The sequence below is a fragment of the Kitasatospora sp. NPDC001683 genome (genome assembly GCF_053596495.1).
This window is the reverse complement of sequence record NZ_JBSFGK010000008.1, coordinates 13,342-27,877: the sequence shown is the minus strand read 5'-3', so window position 1 is coordinate 27,877 and position 14,536 is coordinate 13,342. Positions and strand designations below refer to the sequence as shown.

Genomic DNA, 14,536 nt, shown 5'->3' with positions numbered 1-14,536 from the left:
CGCCGGGGACCCTCAGTCCCCGCCCCCCGGCCGCTGCCCCTTGTACCCGCGCTGCCACTGCATCCCGAAGCCGTACAGCCGGTCGATGTCCGCCTGGAACCCGTTGACGTACTTCACTTCACGGCGCACCGTCAGCTGGTTGTCCCCGCCGTTCTCGATCAGCACCACCGCGCAGGAGCGCGCCGCCCGGGCCCGCTCGTCCAGCTTGATCTCGATCCGCGGCCCGGTCTGCGGGACGATCGTTATCACCGCGTGGGTCTGTTCGAAGGCCGGGGTGCCGTCGTAGATGTAGACGAAGATCAGCAGCCGCTTGAACTTGTCCTTCTTCTCCAGGTTGACGTACATCGTCTCGCCGGACGGCGCCCCGTACTGGTCGTCGCCGCTGAGCTTGATGTACGGCGGTTCGCGCAGGTCGCCGAAGAGTTCGCCGAGCGGCTGCACCACGCCCCGGGTGCCGTCGGAGAGTTCGTACATGCAGGCCAGGTCGAGGTCGACGTTCACCTGCTCGTTGCCGCCCGGCGAGTCCGGCTCCAGCGGGCTCAGGATCCGCGGGCTGAAGAAGCGCTTGACCGTCTCCCGGGTGCTCGGCCGGGCCGCGCCCGAGCGCATGGTCCAGTGCAGGTTGACGTAGAGGTAGCCGGTGGTGGCGGCCGAGCCGGTGATCGCGTGCTGCGGCGCCGACTTGGTGAGCGTGACCTTGTGCTGGGCGCCCGGGTCGTCGAAGGTGTAGCTCTTGTCCCCGCGCAGGTACTCCCAGATCGAGACCATCCAGTCCTCTTCCCCTGCCTCCGTCAGGCAACCTGACACCGCGCCGATCGACACCGAGTCGCTCGACGATCCGCCGGTCCATGATCGGGCATCGGCCCGGGCGACGGATACCCGAACCTCCCCTTTCCCTACCCCGCCCGGCCGTTCGCGCCCCCCGATGACGCGAACCGGTGGGTCGATTGGCCCGAGGAAGCCGCCCTCCCGTAACATGCCGCCCCTTCGGACGCGATATCGTCTAGCCGCACAGGTGTCCCGTCCGCCCCTGCGCGGGCGCGGTGGGCACACCGTGCGGCGACGAACGAACCGTCAGGCCGTGCCCGCGCGGCGGGCCCTGACCGCCTGTGTGTCGCTCTGTTGAACCTGTCCCCTGCGGAAACCCGAGGCCCGACCCGCAATGAACCTGACCTCCATACAGCTGGTCTGGACCGTCGTCGGCGGCGCAGCCCTGCTGTTCGTCGCCATCCTGATGGCGACGCTGCGATTCAAGAACTCGAAGAAGGACGAGGCCGCCGACTCCTGGGAGCGCAGCGAGGACCGCCGCCGCCGCAAGGAGATGATCTACGGCATCTCCTCGTACACCCTGCTGTTCTGCTGCGCCGGCGTCGCGGCCGCGCTGTCGTTCCACGGCCTGGTGGGCTTCGGCATCGAGAACCTCGGCCTGTCCAACGGCTGGGAGTACCTCGTCCCGTTCGGCCTGGACGGCGCCGCGATGTTCTGCTCGGTGCTCGCCGTCCGCGAGGCCAGCCACGGTGACGCCGCGCTCGGTTCCCGGCTCCTGGTCTGGGTGTTCGCGATCGCCTCGGCCTGGTTCAACTGGGTGCACGCCCCGCGCGGCCTCGGTCACGCCGGCGCCCCGCAGTTCTTCTCCGGCATGTCGATCTCGGCGGCGATCCTGTTCGACCGGGCGCTGAAGCAGACCCGCAAGGCCGCGCTGCGCGAGCAGGGCCTGGTGCCGCGTCCGCTCCCGCAGATCCGCATCGTCCGCTGGCTGCGCGCCCCGCGCGAGACCTACGCGGCCTGGTCGCTAATGCTGCTGGAGAACGTCCGCAGCCTGGACGAGGCGGTGGAGGAGGTGCGCGAGGAGCGCCAGGCGAAGCTGGACGCCAAGGTGCGCGCCCGTTCCGCCGACCGCCGCGAGCGGGCCGAGCTGAAGGCGATCTCCCGCCAGGGCGGCATGCTCGCCCGGGCCCGCGGCGGGCGTCAGGTGCCCGCGCTCACGGCGGCCGGAGACGGCCCGAGCGCTACGGAGCCTGCCCTAGCCGCCGGGAGCGACCACGCCACCCCGACCGCGCAGGACCCGTTCGCCCCGCTGACCCCGCGCAGCTCGTCCTCCTCGTCGAGCCGGCTGGAGCCGAGCCCGCTGGAGCCGAGCGCCCTGGACGCCGGCCGCCCCCGCGCCGCCGTCGGCTCGTCCTACTCCTTCTCCTCCTCGATCACCGGCTCGACCTCGTCCTCCCGCTCGACCATCGACCTGACGGCCGACGACGACACCCTGTCGATGCCGAAGCTGGACTCGCTGGAGCGCAAGCTGCGCGCGATCGAGCAGCAGCTGGGCTGACCCGGCACCGCAGGAGCAATGCGAAACGGCCGCCCCCGGATCCCCCGGGGGCGGCCGTCGCGTTCGCCCGCAACACGGAACGAACTACTGCCCGCTGCCGACCAGTTCCTTCTCCTCCGCCGAGCCCTCGCGCCGGTTGCGCAGCATCGAGGAGGCCAGGGCCAGCCCGATGAAGGCGACGCCGATCAGGCCGGTGACGATCTCCGGGATGTGGTACTTGATCCCGACCAGCAGGATCACCGCCAGCGCGCCGATCGCGTAGTGCGCGCCGTGCTCCAGGTAGACGTAGTCGTCCAGGGTGCCCTTGCGGACCAGGAAGACGGTCAGCGAGCGGATGTACATCGCGCCGATGCCGAGGCCCAGGGTGATCTGGAAGATGTCGTTGGAGATCGCGAAGGCGCCGACCACGCCGTCGAAGGAGAACGAGGCGTCCAGCACCTCCAGGTAGAGGAACAGGAAGAACGCGGCCTTGCCGGCGACCTGGACGATCGGCTTGCCGGACTTCTCGGCCTCCTCCTCGCGCTCCGCCTCCTCCTCCAGGCCCGATTCGAAGATCGAGGAGAGGCCGCCGACCGCGAGGTAGGTGATCAGGCCGAGCACACCGGCCAGCAGAACGGTTTCGGCGTGCTCCGCCGCGAAGAACCGCGAGGCCAGCACCAGCGCGACCAGGGCGACGACGCTGGAGAGGGCGTCCAGCTTGCCGACCTTCTCCAGCGGACGCTCCAGCCAGCCCAGCCAGTTGTGCTCCTTCTCGTCGAACACGAAGTCCAGGAAGATCATGAGCAGGAAGACGCCGCCGAAGGCCGCGATGGCCGGGTTGGCCGCCGCCAGGTACTGACCGTAGGTGAGGCCGTCGTGGGTCTTGTCGGAGTGCAGCGCGAGGTCGATGACCGTCGCCGGGTTGAGCTTCGCGGTGAGACCGACGACCAGCAGCGGGAAGACCAGCCGCATCCCGAAGACGGCGATCAGCACACCGACCGTCAGGAAGATCTTCTGCCAGTACGGGTTCATCCGCTTCAACACCGTGGCGTTGACCACCGCGTTGTCGAAGGACAGGGAGATCTCCAGGATGGAGAGGATCAGCACGATGCCGAAGCCTTGGGCTCCCCAGAGCAGTCCGGCCGCGGCCAGGCCGATGGCTGTGATCGCGAACGACCAGCCGAATGTGCGGAGGAACACGGGAGTTGGCTACCTTTCGGGTTCTGGCCGTGCCGGGGGCGGCCTGGTCCCGAGACGCCTGACCGGGCCGGGCCCGGTCAGGTCACCCCCGCACTGCCCTCTGTTCTCATGATCGTTGATCGTTGATCGTCAACTGGGTGCGATAAGTCTGATTTGCGCCCTCACTGTACGTTGACGCCGAAGTCGAGCGCGATCCCGCGCAGGCCGGAGGCGTACCCCTGGCCCACCGCACGGAACTTCCACTCGCCCGCGTACCGGTACAGCTCGCCGAAGATCATCGCCGTCTCGCTGGACGCGTCCTCGGACAGGTCGTAGCGCGCGATCTCCTGGCCGTCGACGGAGTTGACGACCCGGATGTAGGCGTTGCGGACCTGGCCGAAGTTCTGCAGCCGGGACTCGGCCTCGTAGATCGAGACCGCGAAGACCACCTTGTCCGCCTGGGCCGGGACCAGCTCCAGGTTGACCAGGATCAGCTCGTCGTCACCCGCGTCGTCGCCGCCCACGAGGTTGTCGCCCTGGTGCTCCACCGAGCCCTCGGGGCTCTTGAGGTTGTTGTAGAAGACGAAGTACTCGTCGCCGAGCACCCGTCCGCCGCCACAGATCAGGGCGCTCGCGTCGAGGTCGAACGGTGCGCCCGTGGTCGAACGGGCGGACCAGCCGAGGCCGATCTGGACCTGCGTCAGGTTCGGCGCGGCCTTGGTGAGCGAGACGTTCCCGCCCTTGGCGAGCGTGACCACCATGGTGTTCTTCCTCCCTTGCTTCTCCCGGGGCGCCTTACAGGTGTATCCCCCGCGGCCCCGGCCGGCCCGCTTCGGCCGGCTGAACTTCCTGAACTCACATCCTCGCAGCGCGGCGGGCCCGGACGAAGCCGGGGCGGCCCCGGACCGCGAAGGTCCGGGGCCGCCCCGGGAATCCGGCGCAGAACCCTTGCGCCGCAGGAGACTCAGACGTTCACGCCGAAGTCCTGGGCGATGCCGCGCAGGCCGGAGGCGTAACCCTGGCCGATGGCACGGAACTTCCACTCGCCGCCGTTGCGGTAGAGCTCGCCGAAGACCATCGCGGTCTCGGTGGAGGCGTCCTCGGAGAGGTCGTAGCGCGCCAGCTCCGCGTTGTTCTCCTGGTTCACCACCCGGATGAACGCGTTGCGGACCTGGCCGAAGTTCTGGCCCCGGCTCTCGGCGTCGTAGATCGACACCGGGAAGACGATCTTCTGCACGTCCGCCGGGACGCCGGCCAGGTTGACCTTGATCGCCTCGTCGTCGCCCTCGCCCTCACCCGTCCGGTTGTCGCCGGTGTGCTCGACCGAGCCGTCCGGGCTCTTCAGGTTGTTGAAGAACACGAAGTTGCCGTCCGAGCCGACCTTGCCCTGCTCGTTGCAGAGCAGCGCGCTGGCGTCCAGGTCGAAGTCCGTCCCGGTGGTGGTCCGGACGTCCCAGCCCAGGCCGACCACGACGGCCTGGAGCCCGGGGGCCTCCTTGGTGAGCGAGACGTTGCCGCCCTTGCTGAGGCTGACTCCCACTTGTCCTCCAAGAATCGGGAGGCACCGGCTGGTGCCCCCGGTGGTGCGGTTCGAGGCGCCGCCCGCCGGAAACGGACGTGCGCCCCACTCCGCCAACGGCCCGAGCGTAGTACCGGGTTCCCGCACGCACGGCCGAACGGGCGAGGCGGACGCGTCGCGCGGGCCTCCGGGGGCGGCCGCACGGGCCCCGCAGGAGCGGCCGCACGGACCCCGCAGGAGTGGCCGCACGGGCCTCAGAGCCCGGCCAGGACCTCCAGGTACTCCTGCTCGTCCCGGGCGTCCGGGAGGCCGTTGACGACGCTCCAGCGGACCGTGCCGGCCTTGTCGATCACGAAGGTGCCGCGCAGCGGGCAGCCCTTCTCCTCGTCCAGGACGCCGTACGCCCGGGCGACCTCGCCGTGCGGCCAGAAGTCGGCCAGCAGCGGGAACTCCAGGCCCTCCCGGTCGGCGAACACCCGCTGGCCGAACTGCGAGTCGCAGGAGACGCCGAGCACCTGGACGTCCTCGTTCTGCAGCCCGGCCAGCTCGCGCTGGATCGCGCCCAGCTCGCCGGTGCACACGCCGGTGAAGGCGAACGGGTAGAAGACCAGGACGACGTGCTTGCGGCCGCGGAAGTCGGCCAGCCGGACCGTCTCCCCGTGCTGGGTGGTGAGCTCGAAGTCCGGAGCCGGGTTGCCGACCTCGATGGCCATGAACGGGACCTTTCTGACGCGACCGGGCCGCGCGGCGGGCACGGCAGCCGCCATCCTCGCATCCGTTCACCCGCGTTCGGCCGAACGGATGACCCGGCCCGCCGACCGGCCCAGCCCTTCCGCCCTGAGCGAACGCGCGAACCGCCGCCGGAAGAGCCCGAGCCGCCCCGGAAGGCACCGTGGAGGGACACCCGGAAAGCCGTGCGGAAATGCGCCGGGCCCCGCCGGAGGAGATCTCCGGCGGGGCCCGGCACGGGCTTCAGGGTCCCGTTCAGCGCTGCTTGGGCTGCTTCGTCGTGGACTTGGTCGCCAGGCGGGTGGCCGCCCAGTCCTTGGCGACCGCGATCGAGCTGGTCTGCGAGAGGCCGGCGGTCTTGGCCGCGTCCGCGATGTCGGAGGCCTCGATGTGGCCGTCCCGGCCGGTCTTGGGCGTCAGCAGCCAGATCAGACCGCCCTCGGCCAGGTATTCCAGGGCGTCGACGAGGGCGTCGGTGAGGTCCCCGTCGTCGTCGCGGTGCCACAGCAGGACGGCGTCCGCGACGTCGTCGTAGTCCTCGTCGACGAGATCCGTCCCGGTGATCTCCTCGATGCCCTCGCGGAGATCCTGGTCAGTGTCGTCGTCGTACCCCAGCTCCTGGACGATCTGGCCCTCTTCGAAGCCGAGACGGGTCGCCGGGTTGGACTTGTCCGCGGGGTCCGCGGTCGCGCTCACGGGAATAACCTCCAGTATTCGGCTCGGCGTCCATGCCGAGGCTGTGGCCGTAGTCCACACGGGCGCGGCGGTTCGCGCAAGTACCCGACCGCCGATCCCCTCCAAAGGTTGACGTGTCACAGCGGGACACGCCGGTCGACGTGTCGGGAATCACACCGATTTGCCCTTCTCTGCATGGGACAAGGATGCTTCGGGTGGTCCCGGCCCACAGGCCGTACGCGTGCCCGAGATGCGAACGGCATTCGGGGTCCGCGTGTGCGCGGGCGTAGAGTCTCCTGTTGGCCCTCACCCCGGCCGCCCGCCATCGGGCGGACGGGACACCAGGTCGGACCACCTCTTTTCGTAACACCCGGGGGTGTTCGGAGCGGACGAAGACGCCCGCGACGCACGCCACCAGACCGCTCCGTCCACCAGGCGGAACGGTTACCGATCGGTAGAGATGACGGATCTCCGAGCGCGGTAGCACGATGGAGGCGGCGCGACACACCTCAGTTTCGACCGACAGTGAAGGAACAGCGTGGCTTCCGGATCCGATCGCAACCCGATCATCATTGGCGGCCTTCCGAGTCAGGTCCCGGACTTCGATCCCGAGGAGACCGCGGAATGGCTGGAGTCGCTCGACGCGGCCATCGACGAGCGGGGGCGTGAGCGTGCCCGCTACCTGATGCTGCGGCTGATCGAGCGCGCCCGCGAGAAGCGTGTCGCCGTGCCCGAGATGCGCAGCACGGACTACGTCAACACCATCGCGACCAAGGACGAGCCGTTCTTCCCCGGCAACGAGGAGATCGAGCGCAAGATCCTCAACGCGACCCGCTGGAACGCGGCCGTGATGGTCTCCCGGGCGCAGCGCCCGGGCATCGGCGTCGGTGGCCACATCGCCACCTTCGCCTCCTCCGCGTCGCTCTACGACGTGGGCTTCAACTACTTCTTCCGCGGCAAGGACGCCGAGGGCGAGTCCGGCGACCAGGTCTTCTTCCAGGGCCACGCCTCCCCCGGCATCTACGCCCGCGCCTTCCTGCTGGACCGACTCACCGAGCAGCAGCTCGACGCGTTCCGCCAGGAGAAGTCGAAGGCCCCGTACGGCCTGTCCAGCTACCCGCACCCGCGGCTGATGCCGGACTTCTGGGAGTTCCCGACCGTCTCGATGGGCCTCGGCCCGCTCGGCGCGATCTACCAGGCGCGGATGAACCGCTACCTGGAGCACCGGGGCATCAAGGACACCTCCGACTCGCACGTGTACGCCTTCCTCGGCGACGGCGAGATGGACGAGCCCGAGTCGCTCGGCCAGCTGTCGCTGGCCGCCCGCGAGGGCCTGGACAACCTGACCTTCGTGGTCAACTGCAACCTGCAGCGCCTGGACGGCCCGGTCCGCGGCAACGGCAAGATCATCCAGGAGCTGGAGTCCCAGTTCCGGGGCGCCGGCTGGAACGTGATCAAGCTCATCTGGGACCGCAGCTGGGACCCGCTGCTCGCGCAGGACCGCGACGGCGTCCTGGTGAACAAGATGAACACCACCCCGGACGGCCAGTTCCAGACCTACGCCACCGAGACCGGCGACTACATCCGCGAGCACTTCTTCGGCGGTGACCTGCGCCTGCGCGCCATGGTCGAGAACATGACCGACCAGCAGATCCAGCACCTGGGTCGCGGCGGCCACGACCACAAGAAGATCTACGCGGCGTTCAAGGCGGCCCGCGAGCACAAGGGCCAGCCGACGGTCATCCTGGCCCAGACGGTCAAGGGCTGGACGCTGGGCCCCAACTTCGAGGGCCGCAACGCCACCCACCAGATGAAGAAGCTGACGGTCGACGACCTGAAGCGCTTCCGCGACCGGCTGCACCTGCCGATCACCGACAAGCAGCTGGACGAGGGCTACCCGCCCTACTACCACCCGGGCCGCGACTCGGAGGAGATCCAGTACATGCACGACCGCCGCCAGGGCCTCGGCGGCTTCGTGCCCACCCGCAAGGTGCGCCCGCGCCCGCTGGTGCTGCCCGGCGACGACGCGTACAAGGCGGTCAAGAAGGGTTCCGGCAACCAGACCATCGCCACCACCATGGCGTTCGTCCGGCTGCTCAAGGACCTGATGCGGGACAAGGGCATCGGCAACCGCTTCGTGCCGATCGCGCCGGACGAGTACCGCACCTTCGGCATGGACTCGCTGTTCCCGTCGGCGAAGATCTACAACCCGATGGGCCAGACCTACGAGTCGGTCGACCGCGACCTGCTGCTGGCCTACAAGGAGTCGCCGACCGGCCAGATGCTGCACGACGGCATCTCCGAGGCCGGCTGCACCGCCTCGCTGATCGCCGCCGGTTCGTCCTACGCAACCCACGGCGAGCCGCTGATCCCGGTGTACGTCTTCTACTCGATGTTCGGGTTCCAGCGCACCGGCGACCAGTTCTGGCAGATGGCCGACCAGCTGGCCCGCGGCTTCGTGCTCGGCGCCACCGCCGGTCGCACCACCCTGACCGGTGAGGGCCTGCAGCACGCCGACGGCCACTCGCACCTGCTGGCCTCGACCAACCCGGGCGTCGTCGCGTACGACCCGGCGTACGGCTTCGAGATCGCGCACATCGTCCAGGACGGTCTGCGCCGGATGTACGGCTCCTCGGCCGAGCACCCGCACGGCGAGGACGTGTTCTACTACCTCACCGTCTACAACGAGCCGATCAAGATGCCGGCCGAGCCCGAGAACGTGGACGTCGAGGGCATCCTCAAGGGTCTGCACAAGTACGCGCCGGGCACCGCCGGCCAGATCCCGGCCCAGATCCTCGCCTCCGGCGTGGCCGTGCCGTGGGCCCTGGAGGCCCAGCGCATCCTCGCCGAGGAGTGGAACGTCAAGGCCGACGTCTGGTCCGCGACCTCCTGGAACGAGCTGCGCCGCGACGCGGTGGAGGCCGAGGAGTTCAACCTGCTGCACCCCGAGGAGCAGCAGCGCGTGCCGTACGTCACCCAGAAGCTGCAGGGCGCCGAGGGCCCGATCGTCGCGGTGTCCGACTGGATGCGCGCGGTGCCGGACCAGATCGCCCGCTGGGTGCCGGGCCAGTACCAGTCGCTGGGCGCCGACGGCTTCGGCTTCGCCGACACCCGTGGCGCGGCCCGTCGCTTCTTCCACATCGACGCCCAGTCGGTCGTGCTGGCGGTGCTCACCGAGCTCGCCAAGCAGGGCAAGGTGGAGCGCTCGGTGCTGAAGGACGCGATCGACCGCTACCAGCTGCTGGACGTGGCCGCGGCCGACCCGGGTGCCGCCGGCGGCGACGCCTGATCACCCGCTAGCGCCTGAAAGGGCCGGACCCCTCGTGGGGTCCGGCCCTCTCGGTTTCCGTTTCCGGTCGATCAGGCGCTGATCAGATGTGCACGGCCGGGCCCGCGTCGGTGCTGCCGCGACGGGTGAGCAGGGCGAGCAGGGCGGCGGCGAAGGCCACCGCGGCGGCCACCACGAAGGCCAGCGACATGCCGCTGACGAAGGACTGGTGCACGGCGCCGGCCATCGCGTCCACCGCCTGCTGAGGCATGCCGGGCTGGGCGGGCGGGGCGATGCCCAGCTGGGCGCCCTGCTTGAGGAGTTCGGCCTGCTGCGGGTCGGCGACCGGCGGCAGGCCGGCCTTCGCCCAGTTGCCGGGCAGCACGTCGCCGACCTTGGCGGCCATCAGGGCGCCCAGCACGGCGGTGCCGAGGCTGCCGCCGACCTGCATGGCGGCCTGCTGGAGGCCACCGGCCACGCCGGACAGCTCCAAGGGGGCGTTGCCGACGATGACCTCGGTGGCGCCGACGATGACCGGGCTGATGCCGAGGCCCATCAGGACGAACCAGAGCGACATCACGCCGGTGCCGGAGCCGGTGCCCAGGGTGGACATGCCGAACATCGCGCCGGTGGTGAGCAGCATCCCGGCCGTGATCGGGATCCGCGGGCCGAGCTTGCCGATCGCCAGGCCGGCCAGCGGCGAGCCGACGATCATCATGCCGGTCATCGGCAGCAGGTGGACGCCGGCGTCGACCGGCTTCATCCCGTGCACGTTCTGCAGGTAGAAGGTCACGAAGAAGATCGCGCCGAAGAACGCGAAGGCCATCAGCACCATCAGCAGCACGCCCGCCGACAGCGGCACCGAACGGAACAGGCTGAGCGGGATCAGCGGCTCCTTCGCCCGGCCCTGCCAGAGCGCGAAGAGCACCATCAGCACCACCGCGCCGCCCAGGAAGAGCAGCGTCCGCCCGTTGCCCCAGCCCCACTCGGGGGCCTTGATGATGCCGAAGACCAGGGCGAACATCCCGACCGAGAGCAGCCCGATGCCCGGCAGGTCGAAGGACCTGGCGGCGTTCTCGGCCCGCACGTCCCGGAGGATCCACAGGCCGAGGGCGAGCGCGATCAGGCCGACCGGGACGTTGATGAAGAACACCGACTCCCAGCCGACGTGCTCGACCAGCAGACCGCCGACGATCGGGCCGGCCGCGGTGGAGGCGCCGATCACCCCGCCCCAGATGCCGATCGCCATGTTGAGCCGTTCGGCCGGGAAGGCCCCGCGCAGCAGGCCGAGCGCGGCCGGCTGGAGCAGCGCGCCGAACAGGCCCTGCAGCACGCGGAAGGCGATCACGGTCTGGATGTTGCCGGCGAAGCCGATCGCGGCCGAGGTGGCGGCGAAGCCGACCGCGCCGACCAGGAAGGTGCTCTTGTGGCCGAAGCGGTCGCCGATCTTGCCGGCGGTGATCAGGAAGACCGCGAGCGCCAGCAGGTAGCCGCTGGTGACCCACTGGATCTCGGAGGGCGCGGCCCCCAGCTTCTCCTGGATCACCGGGTTGGCGATGGCGACGATGGTGCCGTCCAGGGCGACCATCATGACGCCGACCGCGACGGTCAGCAGGGTCAGCCAGGGGTGCCCCTTGAGCCCCCCGGACGGCCGATTCGGTGGCGGCGGTGCGTCCGCCTCGGAGTTCTTGACGACGGACTGACTCATCTGGGCCCTCCGTGGGCGTGCAGAGACCGGGACACGACGGTGGCGCTGCGACGACCCACCCGTCCCCACGAGTGCCCGGCCGACGAGCGCCACTCCGGCAGATTATGTCAGCCGCTGACATTCGGCAAACAATGACTTCTGACCTGCACTGACATTTGTCAGGCAGCTAAGGTTGAGCTCCCACCCCAGCACCAGCGCCCCCGGAAGGCCCCCGCCATGGCCGCTCGCACCCCCCACCCCGCCGGCACCCCGGAGGACCTCGACCGGGCACCCGGCCTGCGCGAGCGCAAGAAGCAGCAGACCCGGGACGCCCTGGTGCAGGCCGCCCACACGCTCTTCCTCAGCCAGGGCTTCGCCCGGACCACCGTCGACGAGATCGCCTCCGCCGTCGACGTCTCCCAGCGCACCTTCTTCCGCTACTTCGCCAACAAGGACGAGGTCGCCCTCGCCGTGATGGCCGACGCCGAGGACTACTTCATCCACTGCCTGCGCCACCGCCCCGCCGAGGAGACCCCGCTCCAGGCCCTGCGCGCCTCGATCGTCAAGTCCTGGCGCGACCTCGGGAACGACCGGACCTCCGGCCCCGGCTCGATCAGCAGCGCCCTCGAACTGCTGCGGATCATCGAGGAGACGCCCGCACTGCTCGCCGCCCACCTGCGCCGGGTCACCGAGCAGGAGCGGCTGGTGGTCCAGGTGCTCGCCGAGCGGGAGGGGCTGGACCCGGCCCAGGACCTGCGCCCGGTCGTGCTCGCCGCCGTCTTCGGCAGCCTGCTGCGCGCCGCCCACCTGTCCTGGACCGCCGAACAGGAACCGGCCGGGCCCGAGGGCATGGTCGCGGTGATCGAGCGCCACTTCGACCAGCTCGGCCCCGCCCTGGCCGGCCACTGGCGACCCTGAGCGCCCACGGCACCGCAACGCCCACGGCACCCGTAGCACCCGCGCGTCATACCCGGGTATCACCCCGTACCCGGGTATCACCCGGAATCTCGCGCTCCAGTCCGACGCCCGGAGCGGGCCCGCCCTCCTAGGCTGGCCCGCGATGAAAACGCTCACGATCGCCGACGCCCGCAGGTTCACCGTCCGCCAACTGCGCACCCTGTGGCAGCACCTGACCGCCCCGAGCGAGGACGGGACCCCGCTGCTCGGCAACTCCCGCCGGCCCTGGGTGCGCCGACTCCCGTACGTCGTCGCGATCATCCTGCAGGCCTCGCTGATCCCCACCGGGATCGCCAACCTGGTCGACTTCTACGGCCTGGTGCTGCCGGTCGCCGCCGCGCTCACCGTCGCCCAGACCACCCCGCTGTTCCTCGCCATCACCCGGCCGCTCGCCGCCTGGTGGATCAGCGCCACCACCCTGGTCACCACCGCCACCATCACCGCCCACCACCACCAGGTGACGGGCAGTTGGCCGTGGACGGCGCCGATGATCCTCTCGTACCTCTTCCTGCTGCTCGCCCTCGGACTGCGCGAGCGCCGGGCCACCGTGATCGCGGTCTGGGTCGCCACCCTCCTGCTCACCGTGCTCACCACCACCCTCGGCCTGCCCCGGGCCGGCGACGGCACCACCGTGCTGCTGATCGCGCTCAGCGGCGCCGTCCTGCTGCTCGGCTGGGCCGTTCGGGACCGCGCGGTCGCCCGCCGGCTGCTCACCGAGCAGGAGCAGATCAGCGAGGTGGAACGCGAGCGCCGCACCCTGCTGGAGGAACGCGCCCGGATCGCCCGGGAGTTGCACGACGTGGTGGCCCACCACATGTCGGTGATCGCGGTGCAGGCCGCCAGCGCGCCGTACCGGGTCGAGGGCGTCCCGGCCGACGCCGCCGAGGAGTTCACCGCGATCGCCGGCACCGCGCGCGAGTCGCTGGCCGAGATGCGCCGGCTGCTCGGCGTGCTGCGCAGCGAGGAGTCCTCCGGGGAGAAGGCCCCGCAGCCGGGGGTCGGCCAACTCGCCCAGCTGGTCGAGACGGTGGGACGGGCCGGGGTGCCCGCCGAGCTGACCGTGGACGAGGGACTGGCCGAGCGGGTGCCGCAGGCCGTCGGCCTCTCCGCCTACCGGATCGTCCAGGAGGCGCTGGCCAACGTGGTCCGGCACGCCCCCGGCGCGCGGACCTGGGTGTCGCTGTCGGCGGACGGCCCGGAGCTGCGGCTCACCGTGGTCAACGCGGCCCCGGCGCAGCGCACCGAGTCGCTGGAGGCCTCGGCCGAAGGCACCGGACACGGTCTGGTCGGAATGCGCGAACGCGTCCGGCTGGTCGATGGCAGGCTGGACACCGGTCCGCTGCCGGACGGCGGCTTCAAGGTGGCCGCCGTCCTGCCGCTCGACCCGCCCGACCGACCAGACACCCCGGGGGAGAAACCCGCATGACCATCCGCGTGATCATCGTCGACGACCAGGCCATGGTGCGGGCCGGCTTCGCCGCCCTGCTCAACGCCCAGAGCGACATCGACGTGGTGGGGGACGCGGCGGACGGCGCCCAGGCCCTGGAGGTCACCGGTCGCACCCACCCGGACGTGGTGCTGATGGACGTCCGGATGCCCGTCATGGACGGCCTGGAGGCCGCCCGGAAGCTGCTCGACCCCGACGTCCCGGGAGCGCACCGGCCCAAGGTGCTGATGCTGACCACCTTCGACGTGGACGACTACGTGTACGAGGCGCTGCGCGCCGGGGCCAGCGGCTTCCTGCTCAAGGACGCCCCGCCGGCCGACCTGATCGCCGCGGTCCGGGTGGTCGCGGCCGGCGAGGCGCTGCTCGCCCCCTCCGTCACCCGGCGGCTGATCGAGGACTTCGCCCGCAACCGGCCCGCCAAGCGCCGCGACCCCAAGCTGCGGCTCAACGGCCTGACCCCGCGCGAGACCGAGGTGCTGGAGCTGATCGCCCGCGGCCTGTCCAACCAGGAGATCGCCGGCCGACTGGTGCTCGCCGAACAGACCGTCAAGACCCACATCGGGCGCATCCTCGGCAAGCTCGACCTGCGCGACCGCGCCCAGGCGGTGGTGCTGGCCTACGAGTCCGGCCTGGTGACCCCGGGTCAGTAGCAGGTGCTACCGGAGTAGTACCCCCGACTTGGCCCCGCGGTGTGACGTCCGCGGGGCCGTGGCGTTCCTACCTTCCTCCCCGTCGGCAACCGACCCCGGTCGCCGGCCCAACGGGCAAGG

At 70.5% G+C, this 14,536-nt stretch carries 12 protein-coding genes; 5 read left to right on the top strand and 7 right to left on the bottom strand.

Annotated elements, in window-relative coordinates:
* Window positions 1-12: 12 nt before the first annotated feature.
* Complete coding sequence (locus ACWCYO_RS06410; protein ID WP_449783572.1) at window positions 13-768, bottom strand: Tellurium resistance; 756 nt, start codon at window positions 766-768, stop codon at window positions 13-15.
* Window positions 769-1,162: 394 nt separating this feature from the next.
* Between ACWCYO_RS06410 and ACWCYO_RS06405 the strand changes: the two genes are divergently transcribed.
* Window positions 1,163-2,326, top strand: coding sequence for a DUF2637 domain-containing protein (locus ACWCYO_RS06405; RefSeq protein WP_270147116.1), 1,164 nt, complete (start codon window positions 1,163-1,165; stop codon window positions 2,324-2,326).
* Window positions 2,327-2,410: 84 nt separating this feature from the next.
* On the opposite strand, the gene ACWCYO_RS06400 is transcribed toward ACWCYO_RS06405, so the two are convergent.
* From ACWCYO_RS06400 to ACWCYO_RS06380, 5 genes are all read right to left on the bottom strand, one after another.
* Window positions 2,411-3,505, bottom strand: coding sequence for a DUF475 domain-containing protein (locus ACWCYO_RS06400; RefSeq protein WP_270147115.1), 1,095 nt, complete (start codon window positions 3,503-3,505; stop codon window positions 2,411-2,413).
* Window positions 3,506-3,666: 161 nt separating this feature from the next.
* The gene (locus ACWCYO_RS06395; protein WP_270147114.1) at window positions 3,667-4,245 is read right to left on the bottom strand and encodes a TerD family protein; all 579 of its coding nucleotides are present in this window, start codon (window positions 4,243-4,245) and stop codon (window positions 3,667-3,669) included.
* A gap of 203 nt (window positions 4,246-4,448) precedes the next feature.
* Window positions 4,449-5,024: a TerD family protein gene (locus ACWCYO_RS06390; protein ID WP_270147113.1), complete on the bottom strand. Its 576-nt coding sequence runs from the start codon at window positions 5,022-5,024 to the stop codon at window positions 4,449-4,451.
* Between the two features lie 233 nt (window positions 5,025-5,257).
* A complete protein-coding gene (locus ACWCYO_RS06385) occupies window positions 5,258-5,716 on the bottom strand; it encodes a peroxiredoxin (protein ID WP_270147112.1) in 459 nt (152 codons plus the stop codon).
* A gap of 271 nt (window positions 5,717-5,987) precedes the next feature.
* Window positions 5,988-6,428: a DUF3052 domain-containing protein gene (locus ACWCYO_RS06380; protein WP_270147111.1), complete on the bottom strand. Its 441-nt coding sequence runs from the start codon at window positions 6,426-6,428 to the stop codon at window positions 5,988-5,990.
* Between the two features lie 517 nt (window positions 6,429-6,945).
* On the opposite strand from ACWCYO_RS06380, the gene aceE reads away from it, so the two are divergent.
* The gene (gene aceE, locus ACWCYO_RS06375; protein WP_270147110.1) at window positions 6,946-9,696 is read left to right on the top strand and encodes a pyruvate dehydrogenase (acetyl-transferring), homodimeric type; all 2,751 of its coding nucleotides are present in this window, start codon (window positions 6,946-6,948) and stop codon (window positions 9,694-9,696) included.
* An 82-nt stretch (window positions 9,697-9,778) separates the two neighbouring features.
* On the opposite strand, the gene ACWCYO_RS06370 is transcribed toward aceE, so the two are convergent.
* Window positions 9,779-11,383: an MFS transporter gene (locus tag ACWCYO_RS06370; RefSeq protein WP_270147108.1), complete on the bottom strand. Its 1,605-nt coding sequence runs from the start codon at window positions 11,381-11,383 to the stop codon at window positions 9,779-9,781.
* A 216-nt stretch (window positions 11,384-11,599) separates the two neighbouring features.
* On the opposite strand from ACWCYO_RS06370, the gene ACWCYO_RS06365 reads away from it, so the two are divergent.
* From ACWCYO_RS06365 to ACWCYO_RS06355, 3 genes are all read left to right on the top strand, one after another.
* Complete coding sequence (locus tag ACWCYO_RS06365) at window positions 11,600-12,280, top strand: TetR/AcrR family transcriptional regulator (RefSeq protein ID WP_270147107.1); 681 nt, start codon at window positions 11,600-11,602, stop codon at window positions 12,278-12,280.
* 142 nt (window positions 12,281-12,422) lie between these two features.
* Window positions 12,423-13,745 carry a sensor histidine kinase gene (locus ACWCYO_RS06360; protein ID WP_270147106.1) on the top strand — a complete coding sequence of 441 codons (1,323 nt, stop codon included), beginning with the start codon at window positions 12,423-12,425 and terminating at the stop codon, window positions 13,743-13,745.
* Window positions 13,742-14,416 carry a response regulator gene (locus ACWCYO_RS06355; RefSeq protein WP_270147105.1) on the top strand — a complete coding sequence of 225 codons (675 nt, stop codon included), beginning with the start codon at window positions 13,742-13,744 and terminating at the stop codon, window positions 14,414-14,416. The genes ACWCYO_RS06360 and ACWCYO_RS06355 overlap by 4 nt, the downstream gene beginning before the upstream one ends.
* The last annotated feature ends 120 nt before the right edge of the window (window positions 14,417-14,536 follow it).

Excerpts from the sequence above, each read along its gene's own strand:
- ACWCYO_RS06410 (WP_449783572.1), bottom strand. The coding sequence starts at position 768 with ATGGTCTCGATCTGGGAGTACCTGCGCGGGGACAAGAGCTACACCTTC.
- ACWCYO_RS06405 (WP_270147116.1), top strand. The coding sequence starts at position 1,163 with ATGAACCTGACCTCCATACAGCTGGTCTGGACCGTCGTCGGCGGCGCA.
- ACWCYO_RS06395 (WP_270147114.1), bottom strand. The coding sequence starts at position 4,245 with ATGGTGGTCACGCTCGCCAAGGGCGGGAACGTCTCGCTCACCAAGGCC.
- ACWCYO_RS06385 (WP_270147112.1), bottom strand. The coding sequence starts at position 5,716 with ATGGCCATCGAGGTCGGCAACCCGGCTCCGGACTTCGAGCTCACCACC.
- ACWCYO_RS06370 (WP_270147108.1), bottom strand. The coding sequence starts at position 11,383 with ATGAGTCAGTCCGTCGTCAAGAACTCCGAGGCGGACGCACCGCCGCCA.
- ACWCYO_RS06365 (WP_270147107.1), top strand. The coding sequence starts at position 11,600 with ATGGCCGCTCGCACCCCCCACCCCGCCGGCACCCCGGAGGACCTCGAC.
- ACWCYO_RS06360 (WP_270147106.1), top strand. The coding sequence starts at position 12,423 with ATGAAAACGCTCACGATCGCCGACGCCCGCAGGTTCACCGTCCGCCAA.
- ACWCYO_RS06355 (WP_270147105.1), top strand. The coding sequence starts at position 13,742 with ATGACCATCCGCGTGATCATCGTCGACGACCAGGCCATGGTGCGGGCC.